The sequence below is a fragment of the Kitasatospora sp. NPDC059817 genome (assembly GCF_042731835.1).
Classification (GTDB): Bacteria; Actinomycetota; Actinomycetes; order Streptomycetales; family Streptomycetaceae; genus Kitasatospora.
The window spans coordinates 22,519-34,682 of sequence record NZ_JBHWIR010000006.1 but is presented as its reverse complement, the minus strand read 5'-3'; the positions used below and the strand labels follow the sequence as shown (position 1 = coordinate 34,682).

Below are 12,164 nucleotides of genomic sequence, written 5' to 3'. Positions count from 1 at the left end.
CACGTCCTGGGACTGACGGTGGTCGCATGGGTGGTGCTGTCATGGGCACAGTCGTCCGGCGAGAGGCCGGGCAAGGCCTAGGAGATCTCCCCACATGATGCTCCGTCAGCGTCTCACCGTCGTCGCCGCGGCGGCCGTCCTCGCCGCCGCCGGGCTCGCGGCCGGCACCGCGCAGGCCGCCCCCGCGAAGGGCTCACCCGTCAAGATCCGTCCGCTCGCGGCGAGTTGTTCGCAGGCCTACCTGCCGCTGCCCGACCCGTCCTGCACGCCGGGCGCCTACAACCCGGACGTCACCCAGGCCACCATCGGCCAGACCATCTGCGTCTCCGGCTGGACCTCCACCGTCCGCCCGCCGACCAGCTACACCAACGCGCTGAAGGCGCAGCAGATCGCGCAGTACGGCTACGCGGACACCAACCTGTCCGACTACGAGGAGGACCACTTCGTCCCGCTGGAGCTCGGCGGCGCCCCGCGCGACCCGCGCAACCTCTGGCCCGAGCCCCGCTACGGCAGCCAGACCGCGACCGGCAAGGACGGCGTCGAGACCAAGCTGAAGAACGCGGTCTGCAAGGGCACGGTCGGCCTCGACGACGCCCGCAGCGCCATCGTGACCGACTGGACCACCGCGCTCAGCAGCCTCGGCCTCTGACCCTTTGGTTTTTGTGCTGGTGCGGCGGTCGGTCCGTCCGGTCCCCTGTGCCGGACGGGCCGACCTGCCGTCCGCCCCGTGCGCCGCCTCGGCGGTGCGCGGGGCCGTCTGTGGTGGTTCTGTGGTGGTGGTCGGGGCGTGGCGCCGGGTCAGCGGCCCGAGCGGGCCGAGTGGCCCGGGGCCGGGCCCGCGGTGGTCCCGGGCCGTGTGTGCGCGGCGCCGTCCGCCCGTTCCCGTTGCCCGGTCGCCTCGCGGATGCCGGCACTCGGCATGGCTGTTCCCTTCCCCCGTACGTTCTGCCGCCCGGCCGCCGGCCCGCTGCGCTCCTCTGTTCCGAGGGGCGGTCGGGGTCGGCTGCGTCGACGGCGGTCGAAACTTATGCCACCGGGCCGCCGGGAGCAAAGCGGGATACCGGCGGGTAGGCCGCCTTCCCCGGCCGCTGCGGGGGCGTTGGTGGTGAACGTGTGTGCGGGCGTGTCGGAAGGTATGGCGGGCCCTCGGCGCCCGACCGGTCGGCGGGACGGCGCGCGGTCGCGGATTCCCCCTGTCGGGCGGGGGTTTGCCGGTCGGCCGCAGCCCCGGCCGACCCGCCCGTGCGGGCCCGCGGCCGGTCGCGGCGGACGACTGATGCCAAGGCTTTCCCCCGACCGGATCCGCCGCCCTCCCGCCGGGCGGCCCGCCTGGCCCGGCCCGGCACGGTGCGCCCCCGGACCGGTGGCGGATCAGGCGTGGGTGCCGGGGACGCCGAGCTGCTGGGCGAGCCAGGGGAGGGCCTGGGCGAAGGTGGCGGCGCCGGTCTGCCAGGTGTGCTTGCCGGAGCCGACGGCGGTGGTGGTGCGGATGCCGTCCTTCCGGGCGGCGTCGTTGAGGGCCCTGGCGGACTCGATCTGGCCGTGCTCCTCGTCGCCCTGCCCGAAGTAGCCGGAGACGCCCTGGTACTTGGGGTGGTGGGCGAGGACGGTCAGCGGGTCGTGGGCGGCCCAGGCGGCCGCGTCGCCGCCGTACAGCTCCTGGACGGTGTGGTCCTTGTCGCCGGTGGAGGGGCCCTTGTCGCCGGAGAAGTCGCCGAAGTGGGTGAAGACGTTGGGGTGTTCGACGGTGAGGCCGACGGCGCAGGTGCCGCCCATGGACCAGCCGGCCACGCCCCACTTGTGCGGGTCGGTGGCGGCGTTGAAGGTCTTCTGGACGAACGGCGGGACGTCCTTGAGCAGGTGGCTCTCGGAGTTGCCGTGCGGGCCGTCGACGCACTCGGTGTCGACCCGGAAGCCGCCGGTCGCGTCGACGAAGACGAGGATCGGCGCGAAACCGTTGTGCTTCGCGGCGAAGTCGTCCGCGGTCCTCACGGCGTTGCCGGAGCGGATCCAGTTGTCGGGCGCGGCGAACTCGCCGCCGATCAGCTCCAGCGCCGGCAGCTTCGGCCGGTTCTGGCTGCGGAACCACGCGGGCGGCAGGTAGACGAGCTCCTGGCGGTGGGTGAAGCCGCTGGCCGTGCTCGGGATGTCCACCTGGACGATGCGGCCGGTCTTCGTCTTCCCGTGCAGGGAGCCGAGTTCGGCGAGCGTGATCTGCTCCGGCAGCGGCTGCCCGCTCAGTTCGCCGATCGCGTCGTCGAGGGTCGGGTAGTAGCCGGTGGCGATGTTCACGCTGTTGGCGGCGCAGAACAGGGCGAGCAGCGCGGCCGGCGGCGCGAGCGCCCGGCGCCACCAGCGGGCGCCCCGCCAGCCGAACCCGAGCGCGCTGACCGCCGCGACCGCGACCCCGCCCCACAGCCACACCCCGAACGGGATCGGATCGGTGATCCCGGCGAGCGTGAGCACCCCGACGGCGGCGAGGGCGGTGAGCAGCAGCGCCGTCCCGAGGGCGACCGGGCCCCACTTCAGCCGCCAGGCCCGGTCCCGCCAGCCGAGCGCGGCCAGGAACAGGGCGAGGGCCACGGCCTGGGCGGCCCAGGGGAACCAGCCGCCGAGCAGGGAGACGTTCATCTGGCGGAGGCTAGGGGTGCCGGATGAGAAGTCGATGAGAGGCTGGCAGGCCGCTGGAAGAAGGCTGGGAGCGCGAGTCGATGCACTTGGAACGGTGTCGTGGACCGGGTGTGGACGTCAATCCGGGGGCGGCCCCGTGCTCGGCATGGGGCCGCCCAGGACAGTTGAGGCTAGCGAGCTGCCGGGAGCTCGCCCGCCTGGACGGCGGCGATGAAGGACTGCCAGGCCTCGGGGCTGAAGCTGAGGGCCGGGCCGTGCGGGTCCTTGCTGTCGCGGACCGGGACGACGCCGGTGAAGCCGTCGGCGACTTCGACGCAGTCGTCGTTCGGGTTACTGGCGCTTGCCTTCCTCCACTGGACGGGGAGTGCGGAGGCGACAGGGAAGTGGGTCACTTGAGCATGTCTCTCTTCTGTGTGATGAGGCTACGCGACTCGTCGAGGGCCAAGGCGGTTGCCATGATTTCGTCGAACGCCGCTCGATAGACATCGACTTGGTCCGGGTCCTCGACCCAGTCGCTGCTGAGCATTCCGCTGAGCAGAACCAGGTCGAGATCGCGTTGCCGAAACTCCAGGAGTGCGAACGGCCCGGTCATGCCGGGGTGCGGCGGAGCCATGGCCGGCATGACCTGGATCCTGATGTTGGGGAGCCGGCTGAACTGCAGCAGCTTGTCCAGCTGGTCAGCCATCACGCCTGGTGCGGCGCTCATGGTCAGGGCCGACTCGTGGATCACGGCCCATAGCTTCAGCGGGTTCTCGGATCGAGTCAGGACGGACTGCCTGTTGATCCGGACTTCGACTCGCTCTTCGACGCTGGGCTTCTCTATGACGCCGCTGGAGATGATGGCGTGAGCGTACTGGCGCGTCTGGAGCAGGCCAGGGATGTAGGCAGACTGATATGACTTGTTACCCACTGCGGTTTCTTCGAGGCGGATCAGATCCGTGTAGAGCGGGTTCAACTGCTCGTAGCCCGCGATCCAGCCGGGACGCCGCTTGTCTCGAAGGATCTCGACGAGGACCTCTTTGAGCTCCTCGTCGCACTCGTAGAAGTCGAGCAGCGCGCGGACGACGTCCGGCTTGAGCTGGACGCGGGCGTTCTCGTATCTGCTGAGCTTCACCAGGTTGACGCCGTCGACCTGGGCCGCCACCTCTTCGGCCGACAGGTTCTTGAGCTCGCGAAGTCGCCTGAGCTCGGCTGCGATGCGCCGGTATCGCACGGCTGGTACTGCGACCGCCATCTATGTGACCCCTTCAAAGCTTCCAAGAACCAGTGTGCACGGCGTATGTGATGCTTCGCCACCACCTTCGGGGAGTCTAAGGGCGACGCCTTGCCGTTCAAGGTGAAAGTTTTCATATTTGCTCGACTTGCCTTGCGCTTCCGATGTGGCGTGCATCATGCTTTGAGTAACGGAGTGCTAGCTGACTGTGAACACCTGTGCAGGTCGGTGGGCGCGCATTCCGGCGCCTCGTGCTGGGTGCTGCGCTGGTCGTGGAAGCCCGCCGAGTCGGCAGCTCGGCCTTGGATCTTCTCCACTCGCTCCCGAAGGTGGCTTCGCCATGTTCGAATCGCCTGACAATCCCCCCGAGTTCGTGTCCAGCTGCTGGCTGCTGCGCAGTCGGCGGTCGCCGGCGAAGGCCCGGCAGGTGCTCTTGCGGCTCCTCGACTCGACCCCCTCCGGTGAACTCTTCGCGGACTCCGGGCTGTTGGTGGTCTCCGAGCTCGTCACCAATGCCGTCGTGCATGGCACTCCGATCGGCAACCGGCTGTGGCTCTCCCTCTCCCTCATCCCCTCGCGACTGCGCATCGAGGTGCACGACGCGCGCCGTGACCGCGCGCCGCTCCTTCGCCCTGCGTCCGCCGAAGACGAGTCCGGGCGGGGCCTTCTCCTCGTCAAGCTCCTGTCCGAGCGCTGGGGTTGCTGCCCGCGCGTGCCCATCGGCAAGATCGTGTGGTCGGAGATCGGTTCCGCCGCCGCCTCCTCCGCCCCCGTGGAGCGTGTGGCGTGAACGAGGACCGCCTGGTCACCGCCGAGATCACCGGCGGTCTGATGCCGCCGACGATCTACGCCCTCCTCCCCAAGGCGCTCGACGCCCTCTGGCGTTCCCTCCAGTTCCAGCCCATGAGCCGCCCCCAGTGGCTCTGGTTCGAGCGCTACCTCACCGGCCCGTCCGCCGACCGCTTCGTCGCCGGTCACCTCGCCAGTGCGGGCCCGCTCGACCTCCCTGTCGTCCTCCCCGGCTCCCTCCACCACCTGCGTCTCGGCTGGACGCCCTCCGGAGGCGAATGGTGAGCCGTCGCGCGCCGGGCCGGCCCTGTCGCTCCTCCCGGCGTGGTGCGTGCTAGCTTTGAACGCGTTCAAATAAGTGGGCGCAAGGGGGAGCCGTGGCCGTGGTGCCGGGGAGTGCGAGGGTGCTGGCGGGGCTGGCGGCCGCGGTGTGTCTGCTCCCGCTGGCGCTCGTGGCGGTGGCGTTCGGCCTGGGCGGCCCGTTCTCGTTCCTGCACGTGATCGCGCTGGTCAGCGCTGCGGCCGCCGCCGTGCCGGTGTGCTACCGGGAGCTCGGCCCGTTCCGGACCGCCTGTGCGGCGGCGGGCGCGGTGGTGGCGGTCGCCTCGGTGCCGCTGCTGTTCGTGGGCATCTGGTTCGTGATCGGGTTCGGCGCGTGGCTCATGCTGGCGGCCTTCCTGTTCCTGCCGGTCGCCGCGATCCCCGCGCTGGTGGCCGCGTTCCAGCGCGCCCGCGGCCCCGAGTACGGCCAGACGGCGGCCGTCCTCGGGTGGACCGTGGGGGTGCTGTCGCTGCTGGGCTGGTCGCTGGTCGCGCTCTACGCGGTGATGGGGCGCTGAACTCCCGGACGGCCCGCCGTCGTCAGCCGGCGAACCGCTCGCGCAGGGCCGCCAGGCCGGCCGTGAACACCCCGTGGAGGCGGTCGGCGGAGTCCTTGCGGTGCTCGGCCTCGACGTCGTACGTGGCGCCCCACTCCACGAAGCTGGCGTCGAGCGCGGTGACCGGGGTGACCCGCAGCGTCGCCCGGTAGCCGTACAGCTCGAACGCCCCTTCGGGGAAGCTGTAGGTGTAGCTGCGGGCGTCCTCGTCGTAGGCGAGCAGCGTCTCGCGCAGCGCAGCGCCGTCGATCTCGAACACCCGGACCGACCCGATCGCGTTGCCCGTCAGCTCGTTGCCGAGGCTGCTGGCCGGCAGGCCCGGGTGCCAGCCGCCGAGGTTGTGGAAGTCCCCCAGCAGCTCCCACACCTGTTCGGCCGGAGCCTCCACGACCGTACTGACCTTCGTACCCGCCATCGTCGTCGCCTTTCGCCGGCCTTCGTACGGACGGACACCATCCTCGGGCCGGCGCGTGGCGGGCGCCAGGGGGCCCGGCGGCGAGCGCCAGGGCGTCACCGTCCCGGCGCGGCCGCTTCGAGGTCGTCGACGGTGCCGGACATGACGGTGCGCAGGTGGCGGGTGAGGTGGTCCGTCGGCCAGTCCCACCAGGCGAGGGCGAGCAGGCGGGCGATGTCCGCCTCGGCGTAGCGGGTGCGGATGAGCTTGGCCGGGTTGCCGCCGACGATCCCGTAGTCGGGGACGTCGTCGACGACGACGGCGCCGGAGGCGATGATCGCGCCGTGGCCGATGCGCACGCCGGGCATCACCATGGCGCCGTAGCCGATCCAGACGTCGTTGCCGACCACCGTGTCCCCGCGGCCGGCGAGGCCGGTGACCAGGTCGAAGTGCTCGGCCCAGCTTCCGCCCATGATGGGGAACGGGAAGGTCGAGGGGCCGTCCATGCGGTGGTTCGCCCCGTTCATGATGAACCGGACCCCCGTACCCAGCGCGCAGAACTTCCCGATGACCAGCCGCTCCGGGCCGTAGTGGTAGAGCACGTTGCGCGTCTCGAACGCGGTCGCGTCGTCCGGGTCGTCGTAGTAGGAGTAGTCGCCGACGTCGATCAGCGGGGACGTCACCAACGGCTTGAGGAGCACCACGCGCGGCTGCCCGGCCACCGGGTGGAGAGTCGAAGGGTCCGGCGGGACGGAACTCATGGCGGTGCCACTCCTGATCGTCAGGTGTGAAGAGCGGAAAGGACATTGATCATCCCACGGGCTAGGATCGCGGCCCATGGATGCGAGCACCCGAACCGACCTGATCGCCGTCCCGCCCGGCCGTGTCACGCTGTCGGACCGCCGTACGCAGCGGAGCTGGACCGTCGAGCTCGCCCCCTACGAGCTGGCGGCCTGTCCCGTCACCCGCGAGCAGTACGGCGCCGGGGCCGGCGACCGGCTCCCCGCCGACAGCGTCTCCTGGTACGACGCCGTCCGCTACTGCAACGACCTGTCCCGGCGGGACGGGCTGGCGCCGGCCTACCGGCTCGACGGCGAGTCCGTCACCTGGGACCGCGCCGCCGACGGCTACCGGCTGCCCACCGAGGCCGAGTGGGAGCACGCCTGCCGCGCCGGAACGGACGGCCCCCGCTACGGGCCGCTCGACGAGATCGCGTGGCACCGCGGCAACTCGGACGAGCGCCCGCACCCGGTGGGCGGCCTGCGCCCCAACGGCTTCGGCCTGTACGACCTGCTCGGCAACGTGTGGGAGTGGTGCTGGGACGTGTACGACGCCGAGGTGTACGGCGGCTACCGCGTGTTGCGCGGCGGCGGCTGGTTCGACGAGCACTGGAGCTGCCGCGCCTCCGTCCGCCGCCGCAGCCACCCCACCCTGCGGATCGACGACGTCGGCTTCCGGCTCGCCCGGTCGATCACCGCCTGAAGGCGCGCGCCGCGGGGAACCCGGGCCCGGTCACGGACCGTTGGGCCCTGCATGAACGATGCACCGGTGTCCCTCAGACCGATCGGCGAAGCCGACCTCGCCCCGCTCGAAGCACTGCTGAACGACCCCAGGGCGTCGGGCCCGTTCCAGTGGTTCGGGTGGCGCGACCCCGGGCGGACCCGGCGCCTCTGGGCGGAGAACGGCCTGCTGGCGCCCGAGCAGTCGATGCTCGCGGTGCTCGTGGGGGGCGAGTTCGCCGGGTTCGTCGCCTGGCGACAGGTCGGCCGGCCGGACTTGGCGCCGTACTGGAACCTCGGCATCATGATCCGCCCGGAGGCGCGCGGCCGGGGCATCGGCACGCGGGCCCAACAACTGCTGGTGGACTACCTGTTCGCCCACACCGTGGTGATGCGGCTGGAGGCGGACACCGAGGACACCAACCTCGCCGAGCAGCGCGCGCTGGAGAAGTGCGGCTTCGTCCGTGAGGGCGTCCAGCGCAGCATGGGCTTCCGGGACGGCCAGTGGCGTGACGTGGTCCGCTACAGCCTGCTGCGCACCGACCCCCGGCCGCTTTCCGACCGGACCTAGGCGATCCCGAACCACTCCTCCGCGAGGGCGTCCAGCGTCCGCGCGGAGGGCTTCAACTCCCGCCGAGGTGGGTCGGGATGAGGGAAGCGCCCCGCGCCGGAGCGGTTCAGTGGGGCCCGCAGGCGTCGGTGGCGGCGGGGGAGAGGGGTTCCGGGCCGCCGGCCGGGTCGCGGGTGAGCAGGTAGCGGGCGCCGGGGCCGGTGTCGGCGGCGCGGTCGGCGGCGTTGTAGAGGGAGCAGCGGGAGAGGGAGAGGCAGCCGCAGCCGATGCAGCCGGTCAGCTTGGCCTTGAGGCGCTGGAGCTCGGCGATCTGCTCGTCGATGCGGCTCTGCCAGGATTCGGCGACCCGGTCCCACTCGGCGCCGCTGGGGGCGGGGCGCTCGGGGAGCCGGTCGAGGGCGACGCGGGCCTCGTCGAGGGAGAGGCCGACGCGCTGGGCGGCGCGGACGAAGGCGATCCGGCGCAGCGTGCCGCGGGGGTAGCGGCGCTGGCCGCCGGCGGTGCGGGTGGCGTGGATGAGGCCGAGGCTCTCGTAGTAGCGCAGGGCGGAGGCGGCGAGGCCGCTGCGGTGGCCGAGTTGGCCGATGGTGAGCAGGTCGTCGCGGTGCGGGCCGGGTGCTCGGCCGTGGTCCGGGGTCGCGGTCATGGGCACCCACTCTAGCCGCTTGACCTCAAGTCGACTTTAAGTTGCACCATCGTGGTCATGACGACGAACGCAACCGCGGACCTCGCGGAAACCACCCGTTTCGAGGACCTGTCGGCGCTGATGGGCCTGATGACCGGCGACGAGAAGCACGGCCCGGCCGCCACCTCCACCCTGGACGCGCTCTGGGTGCTCTACGACCGGGTCCTGCGGGTGAGCCCGGAGCGGGCCGGGGCGCAGGACCGGGACCGCTTCCTGCTCTCCAAGGGCCACGGCCCGATGGCGTACTACGCGGTGCTCGCGGCCAAGGGCTTCATCGACCCCGGGGTGCTGCCGAGCTTCGGCGGTTACGACTCTCCGCTCGGCCACCACCCGGACCGGATGCTCGTCCCCGGGGTGGAGATCGCCTCCGGCTCGCTCGGGCACGGCCTGCCGCTGGGCGTCGGCATGGTGCTCGGGTTGCGGGCGCAGGGCCTGACCGACCCGGCGGTGTGGGTGCTGGTCGGCGACGCCGAGTTCGACGAGGGCTCCAACCACGAGGCGGTGGCCTTCGCCGGTGCGTACGGGCTGGAGCGGCTGCACGTGGTGGTGATCGACAACTCCTCGGCCACGCACGGCTGGCACGGCGGCATCGCGGCCCGGTTCGCGGCCGAGGGCTGGTCCACCGCGACGGTGGACGGCCGCGACCACGAGGCGCTGTACCGCGCCTACACCGCCGAGCACCCGGGCCGCCCGCACGTGGTGGTCGCCCGGGTCGAGCCCAAGGACTCCTGAGCCCGAGACCTCCTGAGCCCGAGGCCTCCTGGGCCCGCGAGCCCTCACGCAAGCGCCAAGCCAGCACGCACGCGCCAACCAGCACGAACCGAAAGGCACTTCACCGATGGACACCATGCGCGACCGCTTCATCGACGTCACCAGCCGCCTGCTGGACGAGGACCCCCGGCTGGCCGTGGTGCTCGCCGACATCACCGCGGCCGCCTTCGCCCCGGCCCAGCAGCGCCACCCGGACCGGGTGGTCAACGTCGGCATCCGCGAGCAACTGTTGATCGGCGCGGCCGGCGGCCTGGCGCTGACCGGGATGCGTCCGATCGCCCACACCTTCGCCAGCTTCCTGATCGAACGGCCTTTTGAGCAGGTCAAGTTGGACCTCGTCCACCAGGGCGTCGGCGCCGTCCTGGTGAGCGCGGCCGGCTCCTACGACTGGCCGGCCGGCGGCCGCACCCACATGTCCCCGGGTGACGTCGCCCTGCTGGACACCCTGCCGGACTGGACGGTCCACGTGCCGGGCCACCCGGACGAGGCCGAGCAGTTGCTGCGCCACGCCGTCGCGGACGGCGACCGCAACGTCTACGTCCGCCTCTCGGCGCACCAGAACGCGCAGGCCCTGCCGGTCGAGGCGGGCCGGTTCACCACTGTGCGGCAGGGCTCGCGCGGCGTGGTCCTCGCGGTCGGGCCGATGCTGGACGCGGTGCTCGCGGCCACCGAGGGCCTGGACGCCACCGTGCTGTACGCGGCGACGGTGCGCCCCTTCGACGCGGCCGGGCTGCGGGCGGCGGCGGGGGAGCGGGCGGACGTGGTGCTGGTGGAGCCGTACCTGGCGGGCACCTCGGCGAACGAGGCGCACGCCGCCCTGGCCGACCGCCCGCACCGGGTGCTGGGCCTGGGCGTGCCGCGCGAGGAGCACCGGCACTACGGCTCGATCGCGGAGCACCTGAGCGCCTACGGCTTGGACGCGGCCTCGCTGCGGGAGCGGATCGGCACCTTCCTCTGGTGACGCGCGTGGCGGGTCAGACCGCGCCGACCGCCACCGCGACGATGGCCACCGCGTCCGCCCCCAGCCGTACCGCCGTCCCGTCCAGTACCGCCGTCCCGTCCAGTGCCGCCGTCCCGAAGGCCGCGACCAGTTCGCGCCCGGTCCCGTCCAGTGGCAGGGCGGCTTCGGTGGGGCCGAGGTTGACGGCGATCCGGTACGGGCCCCGGTGCACCACCAGCCAGCGCGCCGCCTCGTCGTAGGCCACCCGTACCGCGCCGAGGCCGGGGTCGGACAGCTCCGGCCGGTCGCGGCGCAGCCGGATCAACGTCCGGTGCCAGGTGAGGAGTTCGGCGTGCGGGGCGCGCCGGGGTTCGGTCCAGTCGAGGACGGAGCGCAGGACGGTGGCGGGCTCCTGTGGGTCGGGGACGGACTCGGCGGCCCAGCCGTGGTCGGTGAACTCCCGGCGCCTGCCCTGCCGGACGGCCTCGGCGAGCTGCGGGTCGGTGTGGTCGGTGAAGTACTGCCAGGGGGTGGCCGCGCCCCACTCCTCGCCCATGAACAGCATCGGGGTGAACGGCGAGGTGAGCACCAGCGCGGCGCCGCAGGCGAGCCGGCCGGTGGTGAGGCAGGTGGAGATGCGGTCCCCGAGGGCCCGGTTGCCGATCTGGTCGTGGGTCTGGAGGTAGCCGAGCAGCCGGTGTCCGCCGTCCGGCGGGAAGGGGCGGCCGTGGCCGCGGCCGCGGAAGCCGGACCAGGTGCCGTCGTGGAAGAAGCCGCGGGTGAGCGTCTTGGCGAGGGCGGCGAGCGGGTGGCGCGCGAAGTCGCCGTAGTAGCCCTGGGATTCGCCGGTGAGCGCGCAGTGCAGGGCGTGGTGGAAGTCGTCGCTCCACTGCGCGGTGAGGCCCTGGCCGCCGGCCGCGCGCGGGGCGGTGGTGTGCGGGGTGTTGAGGTCGGATTCGGCGATCAGGAACAGCGGGCGGTTGGTCGCGACGGCCAACTTATCGACCTGGTGGGACAGTTCCTCCAGGAAGTGGACGGCCCGGTCGTCCGCGAGGGCGTGCACGGCGTCCAGCCGCAGGCCGTCGATCCGGTAGTCGCGCAGCCAGCCGAGCGCGCTGCCGATCAGGTAGCGGCGCACCTCGTCGGAGCCGGGGGCGTCCAGGTTGACCGCCGCCCCCCACGGCGTGTGGTGCCGGTCGGTGAAGTACGGGCCGTACGCGGGAAGGTGGTTGCCGGAGGGGCCGAGGTGGTTGTGGACGACGTCCAGCACCACGCCGAGGCCCTTGCGGTGGGCGGCGTCGACGAAGCGCTTCAGCCCTTCGGGCCCGCCGTACGGCTCGTGCACGGCCCACGGCGAGACCCCGTCGTAGCCCCAGCCGTGCCGGCCGGGGAACGGGCAGACCGGCATCAGTTCGACGAAGTCGACGCCCAACTCGACGAGGTGGTCGAGGTGTTCGGCGGCGGCGTCGAAGGTGCCGCGGGGGGTGAAGGTGCCGATGTGCAGCTCGTACAGTACGGCTCCGGGCAGCGCGCGGCCGCGCCAGCCGGTCTGCGACCAGCGGAACGCGGCGTGGTCGACCGGGCGGCTGGGTCCGTCGGGCCCGTGCGGCTGCCAGGGGGAGCGCGGGTCGGGCAGCGGCGGCCCGCCGTCGAGGCGGAAGGCGTAGTCGCCGGCCGGGGCGCCGCCGGTCCACCAGCCCGGGCGGTCCGGGCACCGGGCCAGCGGATGGGCGGAGCCGTCGACCTCGACCTCGACCCGGTCGGTGGCCAGGGGCGCCCACACCTCGTAGATC

The 12,164-nt window shown here is 72.5% G+C and carries 15 protein-coding genes; 8 read left to right on the top strand and 7 right to left on the bottom strand.

Annotated elements, in window-relative coordinates; all coding sequences use genetic code 11:
• The first annotated feature begins 94 nt into the window (after positions 1-94).
• Positions 95-649: a hypothetical protein gene (locus ACFV61_RS02300; RefSeq protein ID WP_380337910.1), complete on the top strand. Its 555-nt coding sequence runs from the start codon at positions 95-97 to the stop codon at positions 647-649.
• A 722-nt stretch (positions 650-1,371) separates the two neighbouring features.
• On the opposite strand, the gene ACFV61_RS02295 is transcribed toward ACFV61_RS02300, so the two are convergent.
• The 3 genes from ACFV61_RS02295 to ACFV61_RS02285 all read right to left on the bottom strand — a co-directional run bounded on the left by ACFV61_RS02295 (position 1,372) and on the right by ACFV61_RS02285 (position 3,865).
• Complete coding sequence (locus ACFV61_RS02295) at positions 1,372-2,631, bottom strand: alpha/beta hydrolase (protein ID WP_380489603.1); 1,260 nt, start codon at positions 2,629-2,631, stop codon at positions 1,372-1,374.
• 170 nt (positions 2,632-2,801) lie between these two features.
• Positions 2,802-3,023, bottom strand: coding sequence for a DUF397 domain-containing protein (locus ACFV61_RS02290; protein WP_380372504.1), 222 nt, complete (start codon positions 3,021-3,023; stop codon positions 2,802-2,804).
• Positions 3,020-3,865 carry a helix-turn-helix transcriptional regulator gene (locus tag ACFV61_RS02285; protein WP_363368636.1) on the bottom strand — a complete coding sequence of 282 codons (846 nt, stop codon included), beginning with the start codon at positions 3,863-3,865 and terminating at the stop codon, positions 3,020-3,022. The genes ACFV61_RS02290 and ACFV61_RS02285 overlap by 4 nt, the downstream gene beginning before the upstream one ends.
• Positions 3,866-4,184: 319 nt before the next feature.
• On the opposite strand from ACFV61_RS02285, the gene ACFV61_RS02280 reads away from it, so the two are divergent.
• The 3 genes from ACFV61_RS02280 (at position 4,185) to ACFV61_RS02270 (ending at position 5,472) form a co-directional block, all read left to right on the top strand.
• Positions 4,185-4,634, top strand: coding sequence for an ATP-binding protein (locus ACFV61_RS02280; protein WP_380489600.1), 450 nt, complete (start codon positions 4,185-4,187; stop codon positions 4,632-4,634).
• Entirely contained in the window at positions 4,631-4,918 is a 288-nt protein-coding gene (locus ACFV61_RS02275) for a hypothetical protein (protein ID WP_380489598.1), read from the top strand. The genes ACFV61_RS02280 and ACFV61_RS02275 overlap by 4 nt, the downstream gene beginning before the upstream one ends.
• Before the next feature lie 92 nt (positions 4,919-5,010).
• Positions 5,011-5,472: a hypothetical protein gene (locus ACFV61_RS02270; RefSeq protein ID WP_380480585.1), complete on the top strand. Its 462-nt coding sequence runs from the start codon at positions 5,011-5,013 to the stop codon at positions 5,470-5,472.
• A 22-nt stretch (positions 5,473-5,494) separates the two neighbouring features.
• Here the strand turns inward: ACFV61_RS02270 and ACFV61_RS02265 are convergent, their stop codons facing one another.
• Positions 5,495-5,926 (bottom strand): SRPBCC family protein, encoded by a 432-nt coding sequence (locus ACFV61_RS02265; protein ID WP_380424906.1) that lies wholly within the window; start codon positions 5,924-5,926, stop codon positions 5,495-5,497.
• 95 nt (positions 5,927-6,021) lie between these two features.
• On the bottom strand, positions 6,022-6,666 hold the full coding sequence (locus tag ACFV61_RS02260) for a CatB-related O-acetyltransferase (RefSeq protein ID WP_063347118.1): 645 nt from the start codon (positions 6,664-6,666) through the stop codon (positions 6,022-6,024).
• A gap of 76 nt (positions 6,667-6,742) precedes the next feature.
• Between ACFV61_RS02260 and ACFV61_RS02255 the strand changes: the two genes are divergently transcribed.
• Positions 6,743-7,387 (top strand): formylglycine-generating enzyme family protein, encoded by a 645-nt coding sequence (locus ACFV61_RS02255; RefSeq protein WP_380489596.1) that lies wholly within the window; start codon positions 6,743-6,745, stop codon positions 7,385-7,387.
• Positions 7,388-7,453: 66 nt separating this feature from the next.
• The gene (locus ACFV61_RS02250; protein WP_380489594.1) at positions 7,454-7,975 is read left to right on the top strand and encodes a GNAT family N-acetyltransferase; all 522 of its coding nucleotides are present in this window, start codon (positions 7,454-7,456) and stop codon (positions 7,973-7,975) included.
• 106 nt (positions 7,976-8,081) lie between these two features.
• Here the strand turns inward: ACFV61_RS02250 and soxR are convergent, their stop codons facing one another.
• Complete coding sequence (gene soxR, locus ACFV61_RS02245; protein ID WP_363368653.1) at positions 8,082-8,621, bottom strand: redox-sensitive transcriptional activator SoxR; 540 nt, start codon at positions 8,619-8,621, stop codon at positions 8,082-8,084.
• A gap of 57 nt (positions 8,622-8,678) precedes the next feature.
• Here soxR and ACFV61_RS02240 point away from each other — a divergent pair, with 57 nt between their 5' ends.
• Both ACFV61_RS02240 and ACFV61_RS02235 read left to right on the top strand, forming a co-directional pair.
• Positions 8,679-9,392: a transketolase gene (locus tag ACFV61_RS02240; protein WP_380489592.1), complete on the top strand. Its 714-nt coding sequence runs from the start codon at positions 8,679-8,681 to the stop codon at positions 9,390-9,392.
• Between the two features lie 106 nt (positions 9,393-9,498).
• Positions 9,499-10,392 carry a transketolase family protein gene (locus ACFV61_RS02235; RefSeq protein ID WP_380489590.1) on the top strand — a complete coding sequence of 298 codons (894 nt, stop codon included), beginning with the start codon at positions 9,499-9,501 and terminating at the stop codon, positions 10,390-10,392.
• Positions 10,393-10,405: 13 nt separating this feature from the next.
• On the opposite strand, the gene treZ is transcribed toward ACFV61_RS02235, so the two are convergent.
• A complete protein-coding gene (gene treZ / locus ACFV61_RS02230) occupies positions 10,406-12,163 on the bottom strand; it encodes a malto-oligosyltrehalose trehalohydrolase (RefSeq protein ID WP_380489638.1) in 1,758 nt (585 codons plus the stop codon).
• Position 12,164: the final 1 nt, after the last annotated feature.

What these genes read in the sequence shown, in the direction of transcription:
- ACFV61_RS02295 (WP_380489603.1), bottom strand. Translation starts at nt 2,631, where the DNA reads ATGAACGTCTCCCTGCTCGGCGGCTGGTTCCCCTGGGCCGCCCAGGCC.
- ACFV61_RS02265 (WP_380424906.1), bottom strand. Translation starts at nt 5,926, where the DNA reads ATGGCGGGTACGAAGGTCAGTACGGTCGTGGAGGCTCCGGCCGAACAG.
- ACFV61_RS02255 (WP_380489596.1), top strand. Translation starts at nt 6,743, where the DNA reads ATGGATGCGAGCACCCGAACCGACCTGATCGCCGTCCCGCCCGGCCGT.
- ACFV61_RS02285 (WP_363368636.1), bottom strand. Translation starts at nt 3,865, where the DNA reads ATGGCGGTCGCAGTACCAGCCGTGCGATACCGGCGCATCGCAGCCGAG.
- ACFV61_RS02240 (WP_380489592.1), top strand. Translation starts at nt 8,679, where the DNA reads ATGACGACGAACGCAACCGCGGACCTCGCGGAAACCACCCGTTTCGAG.
- ACFV61_RS02235 (WP_380489590.1), top strand. Translation starts at nt 9,499, where the DNA reads ATGGACACCATGCGCGACCGCTTCATCGACGTCACCAGCCGCCTGCTG.
- ACFV61_RS02260 (WP_063347118.1), bottom strand. Translation starts at nt 6,666, where the DNA reads ATGAGTTCCGTCCCGCCGGACCCTTCGACTCTCCACCCGGTGGCCGGG.
- ACFV61_RS02300 (WP_380337910.1), top strand. Translation starts at nt 95, where the DNA reads ATGATGCTCCGTCAGCGTCTCACCGTCGTCGCCGCGGCGGCCGTCCTC.
- soxR (WP_363368653.1), bottom strand. Translation starts at nt 8,621, where the DNA reads ATGACCGCGACCCCGGACCACGGCCGAGCACCCGGCCCGCACCGCGAC.
- ACFV61_RS02280 (WP_380489600.1), top strand. Translation starts at nt 4,185, where the DNA reads ATGTTCGAATCGCCTGACAATCCCCCCGAGTTCGTGTCCAGCTGCTGG.